Genomic DNA, 13282 nt, shown 5'->3' with positions numbered 1-13282 from the left:
CGAGATGATTATCTCGCCTTTTTTTATTCGCTCACCGCCGTGATGTCTTGCGCTTTTTCCCGCCGCGACGCCAGCCAAAGACCGCTGTTTTTCATGGCATAGCCAAACAGCAACCCCAGCGCCAGGGAAGGAACGACCAGCTTCCAGTCACCCTGCCCTGCAAAGGTCGCGCACGCCCCGATAAAGGTGCCCGGCACAAACGAAAGCAGGAGATGCTTAGCCTGAATACACATCAGGAAGGCAACAACGCCCGTCATGATGTACCCCAGCATCTCCAGATGCGGCGCCAGCGCGCTGCCTTTCATGATCACCAGCGCCCAGATAACCCCGCTCATTAGCGTGCAGCCTGAGATAAAGAACCCTTTGACGCCCCCCTGCGGGCAGGCGAAATAGGCCGTACAGCCAAGGAATCCAGCCCAGCTGAGCAATCCGAGAGATACGGCCACCCATCCCCAGAGCCCGGAGAGAATGCCCGTTGTTATTGCGATACAAAGTAATATGTTCATGGCGCGCATCTTAGCAGAAGCGCACCATAGAAATGCGATCAGAAGCACATTATGTGCAAATTGAAATGCGGCGTTGCAGGATTTACGTGATCCAAATCACTCTTCGTTCTCTTCTTCCAGCTCATCCCACATCGCCGCAATTGCGTCGCGGGTCAGCGGTGCCAGCGTTCTCCAGAATGGCGAGGCGGCGTGGGCTTCGACTTTCCCAAGGAATGTTCCGACCCACGGCAGCAGGTACGTTTCGAAAAGCGTTTCGATGGCTTCGTTCTCATCATCCCCGGCGTTATCTTCAATCCAGGAAGCGGCCAGCAGCAGCGTACCGATATGATCCGCAGGCGTATCGCTTAGCGGCATACCGCGCGTGGAGAGGAAAGCACGGACTTCCGCTTCCGTCGCCCCTTCCTGCCAGGCAGAACGGTATGGCGAAACGCGGCACTCATCGCCGACGAACAGCGCATTGTAATCGGTCGCAATCTGCTGCATGTCGCAGCTTTTTTGCAGACGCGCCAGTAAATCATCCTGTTCCAGCGGCCAGTTCTCCGCCAGCTTACCTTCACGAATCAACGTAAAGAGCGGAACCAACAGCGGGTCTTGCGGCTGGCGATAATAGAGCGTACCCAGCACGCGGCAAAGGATGGAAAACTCGTTCATTTTTATTATTCCATTACACAATTAAAGATCGGCAAATTCGGCAATCGGCTCCATGCCGCGCGATTCGAGGAAATCGAGCATGCGGCGCGGAGTCACGTTCAGGATTTGCGCTTCCGGGAAGTTAACGTCATTGAGCACTTTCAGGCACTCGCTGAAATCACCCAGCGTAAAGGCGGTATGGGAATCCGAACCCAACGCCACCATGCCGCCCGCATCGCGTACGGCGGCGGCCACTTCGCGGCAGTTGGCTTCACTGCCCTTGCGCGAGTGAACAAAGGAGGAGTTATTAATCTCCAGCGCCACGCGGTGCTTCGCTGCCGCCTGCGCGACAGCCTGAATATCAATCGGGTACTTCGGGTTGCCGGGGTGGCTGATAATGTGCACATTGCCGCTGGCAATGGTGGCAATCATCGCCGCGGTGTTGGTCTCTTTATCCTGAGGTGCAAAAACCGGCTCGTGGAAACCTGCGAGGATAAGATCCAGAGACGTCAGCATCGGCCCGGTGCAGTCGATCTCACCGTCGGTATTTTTGATATTCGCCTCTATGCCGCGCAGAATCCCAATGCCGTCCACCAGACGTGGCCAGATCCGCATATTCACAAAATGCCAGTAGTGCGGCGCATCCGCCATGTCCGGACCATGATCGGTGATCGCGAACAGCTTAATGCCTTTCAGCTTCGCCTGGGCGATATAATCATGGAGGTTGCTATACGCGTGGGTACTGGCGACGGTGTGCATATGCAGGTCAACGGGATACATCTCTCTCTCCTCTGCGGTTTTTCCAAAGGATAGCAGTTATCAGCGGCGAATATTAGCAAAAACCCGGCGAACGCCGGGTTTCTCTCAGTAGCCGCGCTGTCTGTCAACCTGGCCGGTGACCGCGTTACCCTTCTCCATTTCGCTGATGGTATGGGATATGTACGCCACCGCTTCTGCCGGACGCGTCACGGCGGCCACGTGCGGGGTCATCGCCACGCGCGGATGTGCCCACAGCGGGCTTTCCACCGGCAGCGGCTCACGGCTGTAGACATCCAGCATGGCGCCTTTTAGCTTTCCGCTGTCCAGCGCCTTCAGCAGATCGGTCTCGACCAGATGCACCCCGCGCGCCAGGTTCATCAGGTAGCTCTGATCGGCTAACTGGTTGAGCAAGGTTTCATTGATGATTCCTACCGTTTCCGCCGTGTTGGGCAGCAGGTTGATCAGCACGCGCGTGCCGTTCAGAAAGGCCGGAAGCTCATCCGTTCCGGCAAAGCTCTCTACGCCCGGATAGTCCTTACGGCTGCGGCTCCAGCAGCGCAGCGGGAAGCCCCACGGAGCGAGCGCTTCAGCCACTTTTGAGCCCAGCACGCCCGCACCGAGGATGCCGATGGTAAAGTCTTCGCGACGGTAATCCGCCAGCGGCTCCCAGTGGGCCTGCTGTTTAAAGGCCTGATAGTCATCAAAACGGCGGAACCAGTGCAGCACCTGGCTGACGGCATATTCCTGCATCTGCTGGCCCATGCCGGTATCTTCCAGGCGGAACAGGGGAATCGCTTCCGGCAGCATGTCAGGGTGCGCCTTCAGCTTGCTCAGAATGGAATCCACGCCCGCCCCCAGCGCAAAAACGGCCTTCAGCTTACGGCCCTGGAGCATTTCTACCGGCGGATGCCAGACCAGCGCATAGTCAGCATGTTCGTTATCTCCACGCTTCCACTCGCGAACGCGTGCGTCGGGTAAAGCTGCCGTGAGCGCCTCGATCCAGTAGGCCGTATCAAACGTGGGGTGATAGAAAAGTATATCCATAGTCATTCCTGCCTTTTATTGCGCTGATTTATTTTGCTTTTTAACGAGGTTGTCAGCATAACAAATTTATTGCGCGGCTGTGTTGCTGATAAAAAAGACGCTTTCAGCACAATTAAGAATCATGTTGCCTGAAGTTTGTCTAAACGCGCTAAATTACTGAAAAAGTGAGTTGACGGCAGTTCGGCTTTTCCTTACATTAGCGCCCGTCCCGTCAACAATGGGATGACAATATGGTGAGGTGTCCGAGTGGCTGAAGGAGCACGCCTGGAAAGTGTGTATACGGCAACGTATCGGGGGTTCGAATCCCCCCCTCACCGCCATATTTAAAGAAGAGCTCGCATGAAAATGCGGGCTTTTTTTCGCATATTGCACGCATGCAGGGGGGATGAGAATCCCCGACCGGGGTTCGACAACTGGCGACAGCCAGTTGGACAGACTGTGAGCGTCGCGAACAGGCTGCCCGCAGGGCGAGCGAAGCGAGTCAATCCCCCCCTCACCGCCATATTTAAAGAAGAGCTCGCATGAAAATGCGGGCTTTTTTTTCGCATATTGCACGCATGCAGGGGGGATGAGAATCCCCGCCCGGGGTTCGACAACTGGCGACAGCCAGTTGGACAGACTGTGAGCGTCGCGAACAGGCTGCCCGCAGGGCGAGCGAAGCGAGTCAATCCCCCCCTCACCGCCATATTTGAGATGAGAGCTCGTACGAAAGTACGGGCTTTTTTCTTTTATATTCTCCGAAAGGGGGGAATTCGAACCTTGAAACTCCCTGCGCTCTTTATGTCGGGTGGCGCTGCGCTTACCCGACCTACAAAAAGCTACTCCTCCACCATCTTCGCATACTCTTCAGTCAGAAAATCCACCAGCGTCCTGACCGACGGCAGCATGCCGCGCCGCGAAGGATAAACCGCGTGAATCACTTCCCGTCGGGGTTCCCACGCGTCCAGCACCCGTACCAGTTCCCCTGACGCAAGCTGATCCTTCACCATCAATATCGGCAACTGTACAACGCCCACGCCCGCCATCGCTGCTTCCCGCAGTGCCAGCATGTCGGTGGTAATAAAGCGCGGTGTGTAGTGGATCTCCGCTTTCGCCCCTTCTGGACCACTGAGCTCCCATTTATGCACCTGTTTACCGGCCCCCATACTTAATCCAGGCCATTCACTGAGCTCGGAAGGCATTCGCGGTTTACCCATACGTTCAATCAACTGCGGACTTGCCACCAGGCAATGCCCCCTGTCAGCCAGCACCCTTAACACCAGATCGCTGTCATCAAACGGACGCGGACGCACGCGGATAGCCACATCAATACCTTCGCCAACAAGATCGACCCGACGATTGGTGGCCTCAAGCTGGAGATTAATCCCGGGGTAGCGCGCCATAAACCGCGCCAGCATCGGTCCCACGTGGACGTGCAGTAACGTGACGGGACAGGTGATCCTGACGACGCCGCGCGGCTCAGCCTGCAGCGCAGCAACGGCCTCCTCTGCCGCTTCTGCTTCTATCAGCATTGCCTTACAGTGCTGATAGAAAGTGTGCCCCACTTCCGTCACCGTAAACTGCCGCGTCGTGCGCTGTATCAACCGTACGCCAAGCCGCTCCTCCAGCTGCGCGATCCTGCGGCTCAGTTTGGACTTGGGTTGGTCAAGCGCTCTTCCCGCCGCCGCAAACCCCCCGTACTCCACTACCTTCACAAACCAGACGAAGTCATTGAGATCCTGCATAAATCCTCATCGTTCTATTTTCAGAACAGTGAATGCCATTTTCGCTATCTACCGGGATATTAACCCTGAATATAAGCTAATTACATCAACAGAACATCAGGAGTTAATCATGAAAAACATCACTGGCGTTTATACCGCTCCTCGTCAGCACTGGGTGGGCGACGGTTTCCCGGTCCGTTCAATGTTCTCCTATCAGACGCACGGCGAGCCGCTCAGCCCGTTCCTGCTGCTGGACTACGCGGGCCCGTACACCTTTCCGGCAGACGGTGCGAAACGCGGCGTAGGCCAACACCCTCACCGGGGTTTTGAAACGGTCACTCTCGTCTATTCCGGTGAAGTGGAGCATCGCGACTCCACGGGGAAAGGCGGCGTCATTGGGCCCGGCGACGTGCAGTGGATGACCGCCGGCGCTGGCATTTTGCACGAGGAGTTTCACTCCAGCGCGTTCTCGCAGAAAGGCGGGGAACTCAAAATGATGCAGCTTTGGGTCAACCTGCCGGCGAAAGACAAGATGGCCGCACCGGGCTACCAGAGCATCACGAAAGCCGACATCCCGGTGGTGACGCTGCCCGACGACGGTGGAACGCTGCGGGTTATTGCCGGTCGCTACGACACGGTGACCGGCCCGGCGCACACCTTCTCGCCGCTCAACGTCTGGGACATCGCGCTGAACCAGGGAAGCCATCTGACGCTCGCTCAGCCGGAAGGCTGGAGCACGGCGCTGGTCGTGCTTGAAGGCAGCATCACGGTAAACGGTACCGCTCAGGCGGGTGAAGCCCAGCTGGTCGTGTTAAGTCAGGAAGGCGACAAACTGCACCTGGAAGCGAACAGCGATGCAAAAGTGCTGCTGATGGCCGGCGAGCCGCTGAATGAACCAATCGTGGGCTACGGCCCGTTTGTGATGAACAGTAAAGCCGAAATCAACGAAGCCATTCGTGATTTCAATTCCGGCCGCTTCGGCCAGCTCTGAACGTAATAAAGGAGAAGAACATGTCTACACCTGCGAACTTTAATGGAACCCGTCCGGTCATCGATGTGAACGATGCTGTGATGCTCCTTATCGATCACCAGAGCGGTCTGTTCCAGACCGTTGGGGATATGCCAATGCCGGAACTGCGTGCCCGTGCGGCAGCGCTGGCAAAAATCGCTACCCTGGCGAAGATCCCGGTGATCACCACCGCATCCGTCCCGCAAGGGCCGAACGGACCGCTTATCCCGGAGATCCACGCCAACGCGCCGCATGCGCAATATGTTGCCCGTAAAGGCGAGATCAACGCCTGGGATAACCCGGAATTCGTGGCGGCGGTAAAAGCCACCGGGCGTAAGACGTTGATCATTGCGGGTACCATTACCAGCGTCTGCATGGCCTTCCCGTCGATCAGCGCGGTTGCGGACGGGTATAAGGTGTTTGCGGTGATTGATGCCTCCGGCACCTACAGCAAAATGGCCCAGGAGATCACGCTGGCGCGCGTGGTACAGGCCGGTGTGGTCCCGATGGATACGGCGGCGGTGGCCTCTGAGATCCAGCATACCTGGAACCGTGAAGATGCAGCGGAGTGGGCGGAAGTGTACACCCACATCTTCCCGGCTTATCAGCTGCTGATCGAAAGCTACAGCAAAGCACAGGAAGTGGTTAAAAACAGCGAAGTGCTCGATTCACAGCGTTAATCCCCTGCTCCGCGGCGTAAAAACCGTGGAGCTGATTATTGCTTAACCGAACAGGCACTAAAGCTGAAAATCTGCTTGACCGTGTCAGCGCAACTCCCTATAGTAGCGCCCCGTTGACCCCCACGCGGTCAGGCAGCAAAACAATATGGTGAGGTGTCCGAGTGGCTGAAGGAGCACGCCTGGAAAGTGTGTATACGGCAACGTATCGGGGGTTCGAATCCCCCCCTCACCGCCATCTTTAAAGAAGAGCTCGCATGAAAATGCGGGCTTTTTTTTCGCATACTGCACGCATGCAGTATTGTAGGTCGGGTAAGCGCAGCGCCACCCGACAACATGCCTGCACATAAAACAAAGCCCGGTTTCCCGGGCCTTGAACGCAACTGCACACTCAGTAATACGCTTGCAGCGTGCGCTGGCAGAGCGCCGAGCGCACGCAATCCTCTTTGGTGAAGCGTACCACCCCAATCATCTCATCTTCCTCAAAACGTGACATGGCGTCGCTCAGTCCGGATTTCACGCCGGACGGCAGGTCACACTGGGTAATATCGCCGTTAACGATAACCGTCACGTTCTCCCCGAGGCGCGTTAAAAACATCTTCATTTGCGCAGCGGTCACGTTCTGAGCCTCGTCAAGAATGACGACCGCATTTTCAAATGTACGTCCGCGCATATAGGCGAACGGCGCGATTTCCACCTTGCCAATCTCTGGCCGCAGGCAGTACTGCATGAAGGATGCACCCAGCCGCTTCACCAGCACGTCATAGACGGGCCTGAAGTACGGGGCAAACTTCTCCGAAATATCACCGGGCAAGAAGCCGAGATCTTCATCAGCCTGCAGTACCGGACGGGTAACAATGATTCTCTCCACGTCCTTATGGATCAGCGCTTCCGCCGCTTTGGCTGCACTGATCCAGGTTTTCCCGCATCCGGCTTCACCGGTTGCAAAGATGAGCTGTTTACTCTCGATAGCATTCAGGTAGTGCGCCTGAGCCTCATTGCGCGCCACAATTGGAGAATTATCACGGCTGTCACGGGCCATGCCAATTGCTTCTACGCCACTCATCTGCACAAGCGAGGTGACCGATTCTTCTTCACGCTGTTTATGGCTACGTGAATCCCGTCTCAGCACACGTTTTGCTTCGCGACGAGCTTTGATCACTGCTTTTTGTCTTCCCATGGATAGCACCTTGAGTTGTTGGTATTCATCACACGCGCCAGCGTCGGCACGATTATGCGCACGAACATCAGAGGGTTGGCTTCCTTGTAAGCCATTGCTTGCACTATCGGATGACGATACGGAACAGCTACGCGCACCGTTCTGCACGTCGGTCGAATCAGATTCTTGAGGAAGGGGGGTAAATTTAGTGGTGAGGAAATCGCTGCCGGAGTCTGAGCCTCCGCGCCGGGTGCTGCGGTTGTTATGTTTACCTTGTCCAGTACAGGACGCAACCATTCGCGATCTCCATAGTGATTCAGCATCACTGCCGGGAACTACCGCTGTCTTATCTTAAGTACATCAGGAGTTATCATAAATGCAACATTTATTTTACCTGAATGCAACTTTTAGGACTGTCCCTACAGTTGAAATCAGTCTCATATAGAAATATTACAGAAATATAACAGCAGGATAGTCATATGAAAAAATAATGTCCCCGCGAACGGTTGCGGGGACAATTATCAGGCTTCAATAAGACCCTGCGCGAGATACGCGTTGCTGTCGCGCACGCCTGGCAGGGCAAAGAAATAGCCGCCGCCGATAGGTTTAATGTACTCTTCCAGCGCTTCGCCGTTTAAGCGCTTCTGTACCGTCAGGAACCCCTTCTCGAGATCGTGCTGATAGCAGACGAACAGCAGCCCCATATCGAGCTGACCGGAATTGGTCACGCCGAGCGAATAGCTGTATCCCCGACGCATCATCAGACTGGACTGCGTCTCTTTGGTACGCGGATTGGCCAGACGAATATGGCTGTCCAGCGCAATCACGTCGCCATTCGGATCGCGGGCGTAGTCAGGCACATCATGCTCGTTCTTCATGCCGAGCGGTGCCCCGCTTTGCTTATCGCGACCGAAGATCGTCTGCTGCTCTTTGAGCGGCGTACGGTCCCAGAACTCCACGTGGAACTGAATAATGCGCACCGCCTGATAGCTACCGCCCACCGACCATGCCGGTTCGCCCTGATCGGCAGTGACCCACACCACCTCCTTCATGAGCGCACTATCATGGCTGTCCGGGTTGGCCGTGCCGTCCTTGAAGCCCAGCAGGTTCACCGGGGTCTCTTTCCCTTTGCTGCGGGCGGCGTGGTCAGAGATAAACCCTTCCCGCTTCCAGCGCACGCTCAGCAGATCCGGCGTGTGCTTAATGATGTCGCGCAGGGCGTGGATTACCGTGTCCTGCGTATTGGCGCAAATCTGCAGAAGCAGATCGCCGTGGCAGAGGGCGGCGTCCAGGGAATCATTCGGGAAGCGCGCCATTTTTTGCAGCGCCTTCGGCTTTTGTTTTGCCAGCCCGTAGCGCGCGTCAAACAGCGATTCACCCAGCGAAACGGTAATGGTCAGGTTATCCGGGGCGATGAAAGGCCCCAGAATGCCGGAGTCCATTGGCGGCAGACGCGGGTTCGGCGTATCGGGCGCCGGTCCACCGGCGGTCAGAAACGCGATGCGCGTCGTCAGCAGGCGGAACAGACGTTCCAGATCGGCTTTATCGCTGGCCAGCGAATCAAATGCCACCAGCATCATCGACGCCTGCTGCGGCGTCAGAATGCCCGCCTGATGCTCGCCATAAAACGGCTGCGTCTCCATGCGGGCGTTGGGTGACAGCGTGCCGGGCGCGCTTTGCGGTTTCGCCGCGTGCGCCACCGGACACCCGCCAGCCAGAGCAAGCGCGCCTCCCAGCGCCCCTACCCCTTTTAACAGCCGACGACGGGAAGGCTCTGCCACGTCACTCTCGTTGTGCTTATCCATCGTGCTTAGTCCAGACCCAGTACGCCACGCAGCAGGGAGAGATCTTCCGCCAGGGCGGTAATCGGGCCTTTCAGCGCGTTACGGTCGGCATCGGTCAGCTTATCGTAGGTCTCAAACCCGTCTTTGGTGCGGTACTTCGCCAGAATGGTGTCGACCTTTTTGAAGTTGGCGTCCACTTTCGCCAGCAGTTCGCCGTTCTCTTTCTGCAGCTGAGGACGCAGCAGGTTAACAATTTTCTGCGCGCCGTCGACGTTAGCCTGGAAGTCCCACAGGTCGGTATGGCTGTAGCGATCTTCTTCGCCGCTGATTTTGCTCGCGGCCACTTCTTCAATCAGACCGGCCGCACCGCCCACCACTTTAGACGGCGGGAAGGCCAGCTCGCTGATGCGCTTTTGCAGCTCCAGCACGTCGCTGTTCAGCTGCTCAGCGTATTTCTCCATCCCTTTGGTGGTGTTGTCGCCAAACAGGGCTTTCTCCAGACGGTGGAAACCGGTGAATTTCGGATCGGCGGCCTTCTGCTCGAAATCATCTTCACGGGCATCGATGCTGCCATCAAGGTCAGAGAACAGCTCGGCGATCGGCTCGATGCGCTCGTAGTGCTGACGGGTTGGCGCATAGAGGGATTTCGCTTTTTCGATATCCCCGGCCTTCACCGCATCGGTAAAGGCTTTGGTTGCCGTCGCCAGCTCCGCCGTCTCTTTCGTGACGTACGCCTTATACGCGGTAATTGCATCGCCCAGGCTCAGCACCGCAGCACCTTTCGCCGCATCGGCCGTCGCTTCACCTTTGACGATGAGCTTCCCTTTCGGGTTGGTCAGCAGGCCGCAGGTCATCTCATACTCGCCCGGCTGCAGGTTGGCGGTCATCTTCTGGCTGAAGCCAGGGGCGATATTTTCACGCTCTTCCACCACCAGAACGCCTTTCAGGATCTCCCACTCCAGCGCCTTCTGGCTGTGGTTCTGAATAATAAACTGGGTTTTACCGCTGTTCACCGTGAGGGTCATCGGCTCACACTGCTTGTCGTTGACGGTGACCTTAACCTGTGGAACATCCGCGCCCCAGGCGGAGAATGCAGAAGCGAACAGCGCGGCAATGCCTGCGCATAACGCACTACGACGGAACTGAATTGCCATGACTCTTCCCTTTAAAAGTATGTTGTCACTAAATCAAAAATTACGGCGCAACGCGCGACGCCTGCGTGCCGGTACGCGGCGGCATGGCGAACAGCACCAGCGCCGGAACCAGATAAATGAAGTACATCGCCACCTCGCTGACGCTCGGCGTTTCCTGATAGCCGAAGATACCTTCGAGCAGGGTGCCGGTCAGAGAGTGCGTGGAGAGAACGTTGCTGAGGTCAAACGCCACGTTCTGGAAATGGTTCCACAGGCCCGCTTCATGGAAGGCGCGAATCGCCCCTGCCGCCAGACCCGCCGCCACCAGCAGAATAAACAGGCTGGTCCACTTGAAGAAGGCGCCCAGGTTAAGGCGGATACCGCCCCAGTACAGCAGGAAGCCGAGCACCACGGCCGTGGCGAGGCCCAGCACGGCCCCCAGCGGCGGCCAGATCCCCACATCCTGCTGAAACGCCGCCAGCAGGAAGAAAACAGACTCCAGCCCTTCACGCGCGACGGCGAAAAAGACCATCATAATGAGCGCCCAGCCGTGGTTGTTCCCCTTCTGCAGCGCGTTATCCACCGCCTGCTCCAGCTGCACCTTCACGTTACGCGAGACTTTACGCATCCAGAACACCATCCAGGTGAGGATCACCACCGCAATCACGGCGACGATACCTTCAAACAGCTCCTGCTCTTTCTGCGGGAACTCGCCGGTGGTTTCGTTAATGAGAATGCCCAGGCCCAGGCAGAGCGCCGCGGCAAGGAATACCCCGACCCACATGACGCCAATCCAGCGCCCGCGCTGGGTTCGCTTCAGATAACTGGCGATGAGGCTCACGATAAGGGCGGCTTCGAGCCCTTCACGTAACATAATGAGAAATGGAACAAACATGCCGACACCTTAAATGTTTATCGCGGTCAACTGATGCAAAGAAAGGTAAATTCTTGTGATAGTGATTATCATTACGACGGAAAGAAAAACAAGCGAAATGTGCGGTGTTTTGATGACGAGTTGTAAACGCAAAGCCTGATAATAGTGACGTACGTAACGTTCAGGTTTATAAGTTATAACGAAAATGCCCATTTACGCTGATTCAGGGCTGTGGCTAAATATCCGCCTCACAACCTAACTGAAAATAAACCATGTTTAAAATTGTCCATTTCCTGCTGGCGCTGGTGATTATTCTTGCGCTCGCCTGGCTTACGAGTTTTGACCGCCGGAAAATTCGGGTTCGTTTTGTTTTACAGCTGATTGTTATTGAAATTGCGCTGGCGTTCTTTTTCCTGCACGCCGAAAGCGGGTTATTCCTGATTAAATACGTCTCAGGATTTTTTGAGTCACTGCTCAAATTTGCTGGCGAAGGCACCAATTTCGTCTTTGGCGGTATGGGTGAAAAAGGGCTGGCGTTCATTTTCCTCGGCGTGCTTTGTCCGATTATTTTTATTTCCGCACTGATCGGTATTCTTCAGCACTGGCGGATCCTGCCAATTTTTATTCGGGTAATCGGTACGCTGCTGTCAAAACTGAACGGTATGGGCAAGCTGGAATCCTTTAACGCGGTGAGCTCGCTGATCCTCGGCCAATCGGAAAACTTCATTGCCTACAAAGGCGTGCTGGGCGATCTCTCCTCGCGTCGTCTGTTCACCATGGCGGCCACGGCCATGTCGACGGTCTCCCTGTCGATTGTCGGGGCGTATATGACCATGCTCGACGCCAAATATGTCGTCGCGGCGCTGATTCTCAACATGTTCAGCACCTTTATTATTCTCTCGGTCATCAACCCGGCGCGCCCGGAAGCGGAACCGGATGTTAAGCTCGAAAAACTGCATGAATCCCAGAGCTTCTTCGAGATGCTCGGCGAGTATATTCTGGCCGGTTTTAAAGTAGCGATGATTATTCTGGCGATGCTGATTGGCTTTATCGCGCTTATTAGCGCCGTTAATGCCCTCTTCTCCAGCGTATTTGGCATGAGCTTCCAGCAGATCCTGGGCTATGTATTTTATCCCCTGGCGTGGCTGGTAGGGATTCCGCTGAGCGATGCCTTAAACGCGGGCAGCATTATGGCGACCAAGCTGGTGGCGAATGAATTTGTGGCGATGATTGAGCTGCAGAAAATAGCGCACCAGATGTCCCCGCGCGGGCTGGGGATTTTATCCGTCTTCCTCGTCTCGTTCGCGAACTTTGCCTCCATCGGCATCGTGGCCGGGGCGATTAAGGGCCTGAACGAGCAGCAGGGTAACGTGGTATCGCGTTTCGGGCTGCGTCTGGTGTACGGCGCGACGCTGGTGAGTTTGCTGTCGGCGAGCTTTGCGGGGTTGGTGCTCTGATGCAATGCCGGGTGGCGCGCAGCAATCCCGGCCTACAAAACAACAACGGCGGGAATTCCCGCCGTTTTCCTTAAAACTGCACGCACACCGGCTGATCGACACGCATCACCGACTCCTGCGCGAAGCGGGACTTATAAATCCCGCGTAACGCTTCGATGTTCTTCTCGCTCTGCGCATCTTTACCGTGGATAAGCATCAGCGCCTTGCTCGGCTCGCGCGCCACTTTTCCGTCGTTCCCCAGCCACTGCCCGCGGGCATCAAACACCGTTAAGCCATCGCGAAAGCGCGGCGTCACGTCCTGGTCAACAAACTGCTGCCACTCGTTGGGGGTAATCTGCGCCCCGGCAGGACGGTTTAAGCCGAAATAGAGCGTGGTTTGCTGCATCTGGCTATCCGCTTTGCAGGTCTCCACCGCTGCGTGTTGCGATGGCGCGTTGCATCCCGCCAGCGTCAATAATGCCGCCGCCATTAACCCTGTTTTGATTGTCATGCTTCGCTATCCTCATTGTTATAAGCACAGGGATATCACAGGAAAAGACGGATTTTG

At 56.2% G+C, this 13282-nt stretch carries 13 protein-coding genes, 2 tRNA genes and 1 other RNA gene; 6 read left to right on the top strand and 10 right to left on the bottom strand.

Annotated features, from left to right (window positions below; translation table 11 throughout):
• Nucleotides 1-23 precede the first annotated feature (23 nt).
• The 4 genes from ACEPLT_RS07915 to ghrA form a co-directional block, all read right to left on the bottom strand.
• Nucleotides 24-506 carry a DUF1097 domain-containing protein gene (locus ACEPLT_RS07915; RefSeq protein WP_074168345.1) on the bottom strand — a complete coding sequence of 161 codons (483 nt, stop codon included), beginning with the start codon at nucleotides 504-506 and terminating at the stop codon, nucleotides 24-26.
• A 96-nt stretch (nucleotides 507-602) separates the two neighbouring features.
• Entirely contained in the window at nucleotides 603-1157 is a 555-nt protein-coding gene (locus ACEPLT_RS07910) for a TorD/DmsD family molecular chaperone (RefSeq protein WP_021240794.1), read from the bottom strand.
• A 21-nt stretch (nucleotides 1158-1178) separates the two neighbouring features.
• On the bottom strand, nucleotides 1179-1916 hold the full coding sequence (locus tag ACEPLT_RS07905) for a phosphatase (RefSeq protein ID WP_008500850.1): 738 nt from the start codon (nucleotides 1914-1916) through the stop codon (nucleotides 1179-1181).
• Between the two features lie 84 nt (nucleotides 1917-2000).
• On the bottom strand, nucleotides 2001-2939 hold the full coding sequence (gene ghrA / locus ACEPLT_RS07900; RefSeq protein ID WP_232928386.1) for a glyoxylate/hydroxypyruvate reductase GhrA: 939 nt from the start codon (nucleotides 2937-2939) through the stop codon (nucleotides 2001-2003).
• A 232-nt stretch (nucleotides 2940-3171) separates the two neighbouring features.
• Here ghrA and ACEPLT_RS07895 point away from each other — a divergent pair.
• Nucleotides 3172-3259, top strand: a tRNA-Ser gene (locus ACEPLT_RS07895).
• Nucleotides 3260-3304: 45 nt separating this feature from the next.
• Nucleotides 3305-3441, top strand: a non-coding RNA gene (locus ACEPLT_RS07890) — RtT sRNA.
• Nucleotides 3442-3757: 316 nt separating this feature from the next.
• On the opposite strand, the gene ACEPLT_RS07885 is transcribed toward ACEPLT_RS07890, so the two are convergent.
• Nucleotides 3758-4663, bottom strand: coding sequence for a LysR family transcriptional regulator (locus tag ACEPLT_RS07885; RefSeq protein WP_023292808.1), 906 nt, complete (start codon nucleotides 4661-4663; stop codon nucleotides 3758-3760).
• Between the two features lie 109 nt (nucleotides 4664-4772).
• Here ACEPLT_RS07885 and ACEPLT_RS07880 point away from each other — a divergent pair, with 109 nt between their 5' ends.
• From ACEPLT_RS07880 to ACEPLT_RS07870, 3 genes are all read left to right on the top strand, one after another.
• A complete protein-coding gene (locus tag ACEPLT_RS07880; RefSeq protein WP_023327088.1) occupies nucleotides 4773-5633 on the top strand; it encodes a pirin family protein in 861 nt (286 codons plus the stop codon).
• Between the two features lie 20 nt (nucleotides 5634-5653).
• Complete coding sequence (locus ACEPLT_RS07875) at nucleotides 5654-6331, top strand: isochorismatase family protein (RefSeq protein WP_232928384.1); 678 nt, start codon at nucleotides 5654-5656, stop codon at nucleotides 6329-6331.
• Nucleotides 6332-6478: 147 nt separating this feature from the next.
• A tRNA-Ser gene (locus ACEPLT_RS07870) sits at nucleotides 6479-6566 on the top strand.
• Nucleotides 6567-6719: 153 nt separating this feature from the next.
• Here ACEPLT_RS07870 and phoH read toward each other — a convergent pair.
• The 4 genes from phoH to efeU form a co-directional block, all read right to left on the bottom strand.
• Entirely contained in the window at nucleotides 6720-7508 is a 789-nt protein-coding gene (gene phoH / locus ACEPLT_RS07865; protein WP_024908976.1) for a phosphate starvation-inducible protein PhoH, read from the bottom strand.
• A gap of 500 nt (nucleotides 7509-8008) precedes the next feature.
• Nucleotides 8009-9292, bottom strand: a complete 1284-nt coding sequence (efeB, locus tag ACEPLT_RS07860; RefSeq protein ID WP_232928382.1) for an iron uptake transporter deferrochelatase/peroxidase subunit — start codon at nucleotides 9290-9292, stop codon at nucleotides 8009-8011.
• 5 nt (nucleotides 9293-9297) lie between these two features.
• Nucleotides 9298-10425, bottom strand: coding sequence for an iron uptake system protein EfeO (efeO, locus tag ACEPLT_RS07855; RefSeq protein ID WP_021240800.1), 1128 nt, complete (start codon nucleotides 10423-10425; stop codon nucleotides 9298-9300).
• Between the two features lie 40 nt (nucleotides 10426-10465).
• Entirely contained in the window at nucleotides 10466-11299 is an 834-nt protein-coding gene (gene efeU, locus ACEPLT_RS07850; RefSeq protein WP_135346071.1) for an iron uptake transporter permease EfeU, read from the bottom strand.
• A gap of 251 nt (nucleotides 11300-11550) precedes the next feature.
• Here efeU and ACEPLT_RS07845 point away from each other — a divergent pair, with 251 nt between their 5' ends.
• Nucleotides 11551-12735, top strand: coding sequence for a NupC/NupG family nucleoside CNT transporter (locus tag ACEPLT_RS07845; RefSeq protein ID WP_021240801.1), 1185 nt, complete (start codon nucleotides 11551-11553; stop codon nucleotides 12733-12735).
• A 70-nt stretch (nucleotides 12736-12805) separates the two neighbouring features.
• Here the strand turns inward: ACEPLT_RS07845 and ACEPLT_RS07840 are convergent, their stop codons facing one another.
• Nucleotides 12806-13225 carry a DUF3574 domain-containing protein gene (locus ACEPLT_RS07840; RefSeq protein WP_232928380.1) on the bottom strand — a complete coding sequence of 140 codons (420 nt, stop codon included), beginning with the start codon at nucleotides 13223-13225 and terminating at the stop codon, nucleotides 12806-12808.
• Nucleotides 13226-13282 lie beyond the last annotated feature (57 nt).

It is taken from the genome of Enterobacter sp. fkY84-1 (genome assembly GCF_052974705.1).
This window is presented reverse-complemented; position numbering and strand designations above follow the sequence as displayed.

What these genes read in the sequence shown, in the direction of transcription:
- ghrA (WP_232928386.1), bottom strand. Translation starts at nt 2,939, where the DNA reads ATGGATATACTTTTCTATCACCCCACGTTTGATACGGCCTACTGGATC.
- ACEPLT_RS07910 (WP_021240794.1), bottom strand. Translation starts at nt 1,157, where the DNA reads ATGAACGAGTTTTCCATCCTTTGCCGCGTGCTGGGTACGCTCTATTAT.
- ACEPLT_RS07915 (WP_074168345.1), bottom strand. Translation starts at nt 506, where the DNA reads ATGAACATATTACTTTGTATCGCAATAACAACGGGCATTCTCTCCGGG.
- efeU (WP_135346071.1), bottom strand. Translation starts at nt 11,299, where the DNA reads ATGTTTGTTCCATTTCTCATTATGTTACGTGAAGGGCTCGAAGCCGCC.
- efeB (WP_232928382.1), bottom strand. Translation starts at nt 9,292, where the DNA reads ATGGATAAGCACAACGAGAGTGACGTGGCAGAGCCTTCCCGTCGTCGG.
- ACEPLT_RS07905 (WP_008500850.1), bottom strand. Translation starts at nt 1,916, where the DNA reads ATGTATCCCGTTGACCTGCATATGCACACCGTCGCCAGTACCCACGCG.
- efeO (WP_021240800.1), bottom strand. Translation starts at nt 10,425, where the DNA reads ATGGCAATTCAGTTCCGTCGTAGTGCGTTATGCGCAGGCATTGCCGCG.
- ACEPLT_RS07880 (WP_023327088.1), top strand. Translation starts at nt 4,773, where the DNA reads ATGAAAAACATCACTGGCGTTTATACCGCTCCTCGTCAGCACTGGGTG.
- ACEPLT_RS07845 (WP_021240801.1), top strand. Translation starts at nt 11,551, where the DNA reads ATGTTTAAAATTGTCCATTTCCTGCTGGCGCTGGTGATTATTCTTGCG.
- ACEPLT_RS07875 (WP_232928384.1), top strand. Translation starts at nt 5,654, where the DNA reads ATGTCTACACCTGCGAACTTTAATGGAACCCGTCCGGTCATCGATGTG.
- phoH (WP_024908976.1), bottom strand. Translation starts at nt 7,508, where the DNA reads ATGGGAAGACAAAAAGCAGTGATCAAAGCTCGTCGCGAAGCAAAACGT.
- ACEPLT_RS07840 (WP_232928380.1), bottom strand. Translation starts at nt 13,225, where the DNA reads ATGACAATCAAAACAGGGTTAATGGCGGCGGCATTATTGACGCTGGCG.
- ACEPLT_RS07885 (WP_023292808.1), bottom strand. Translation starts at nt 4,663, where the DNA reads ATGCAGGATCTCAATGACTTCGTCTGGTTTGTGAAGGTAGTGGAGTAC.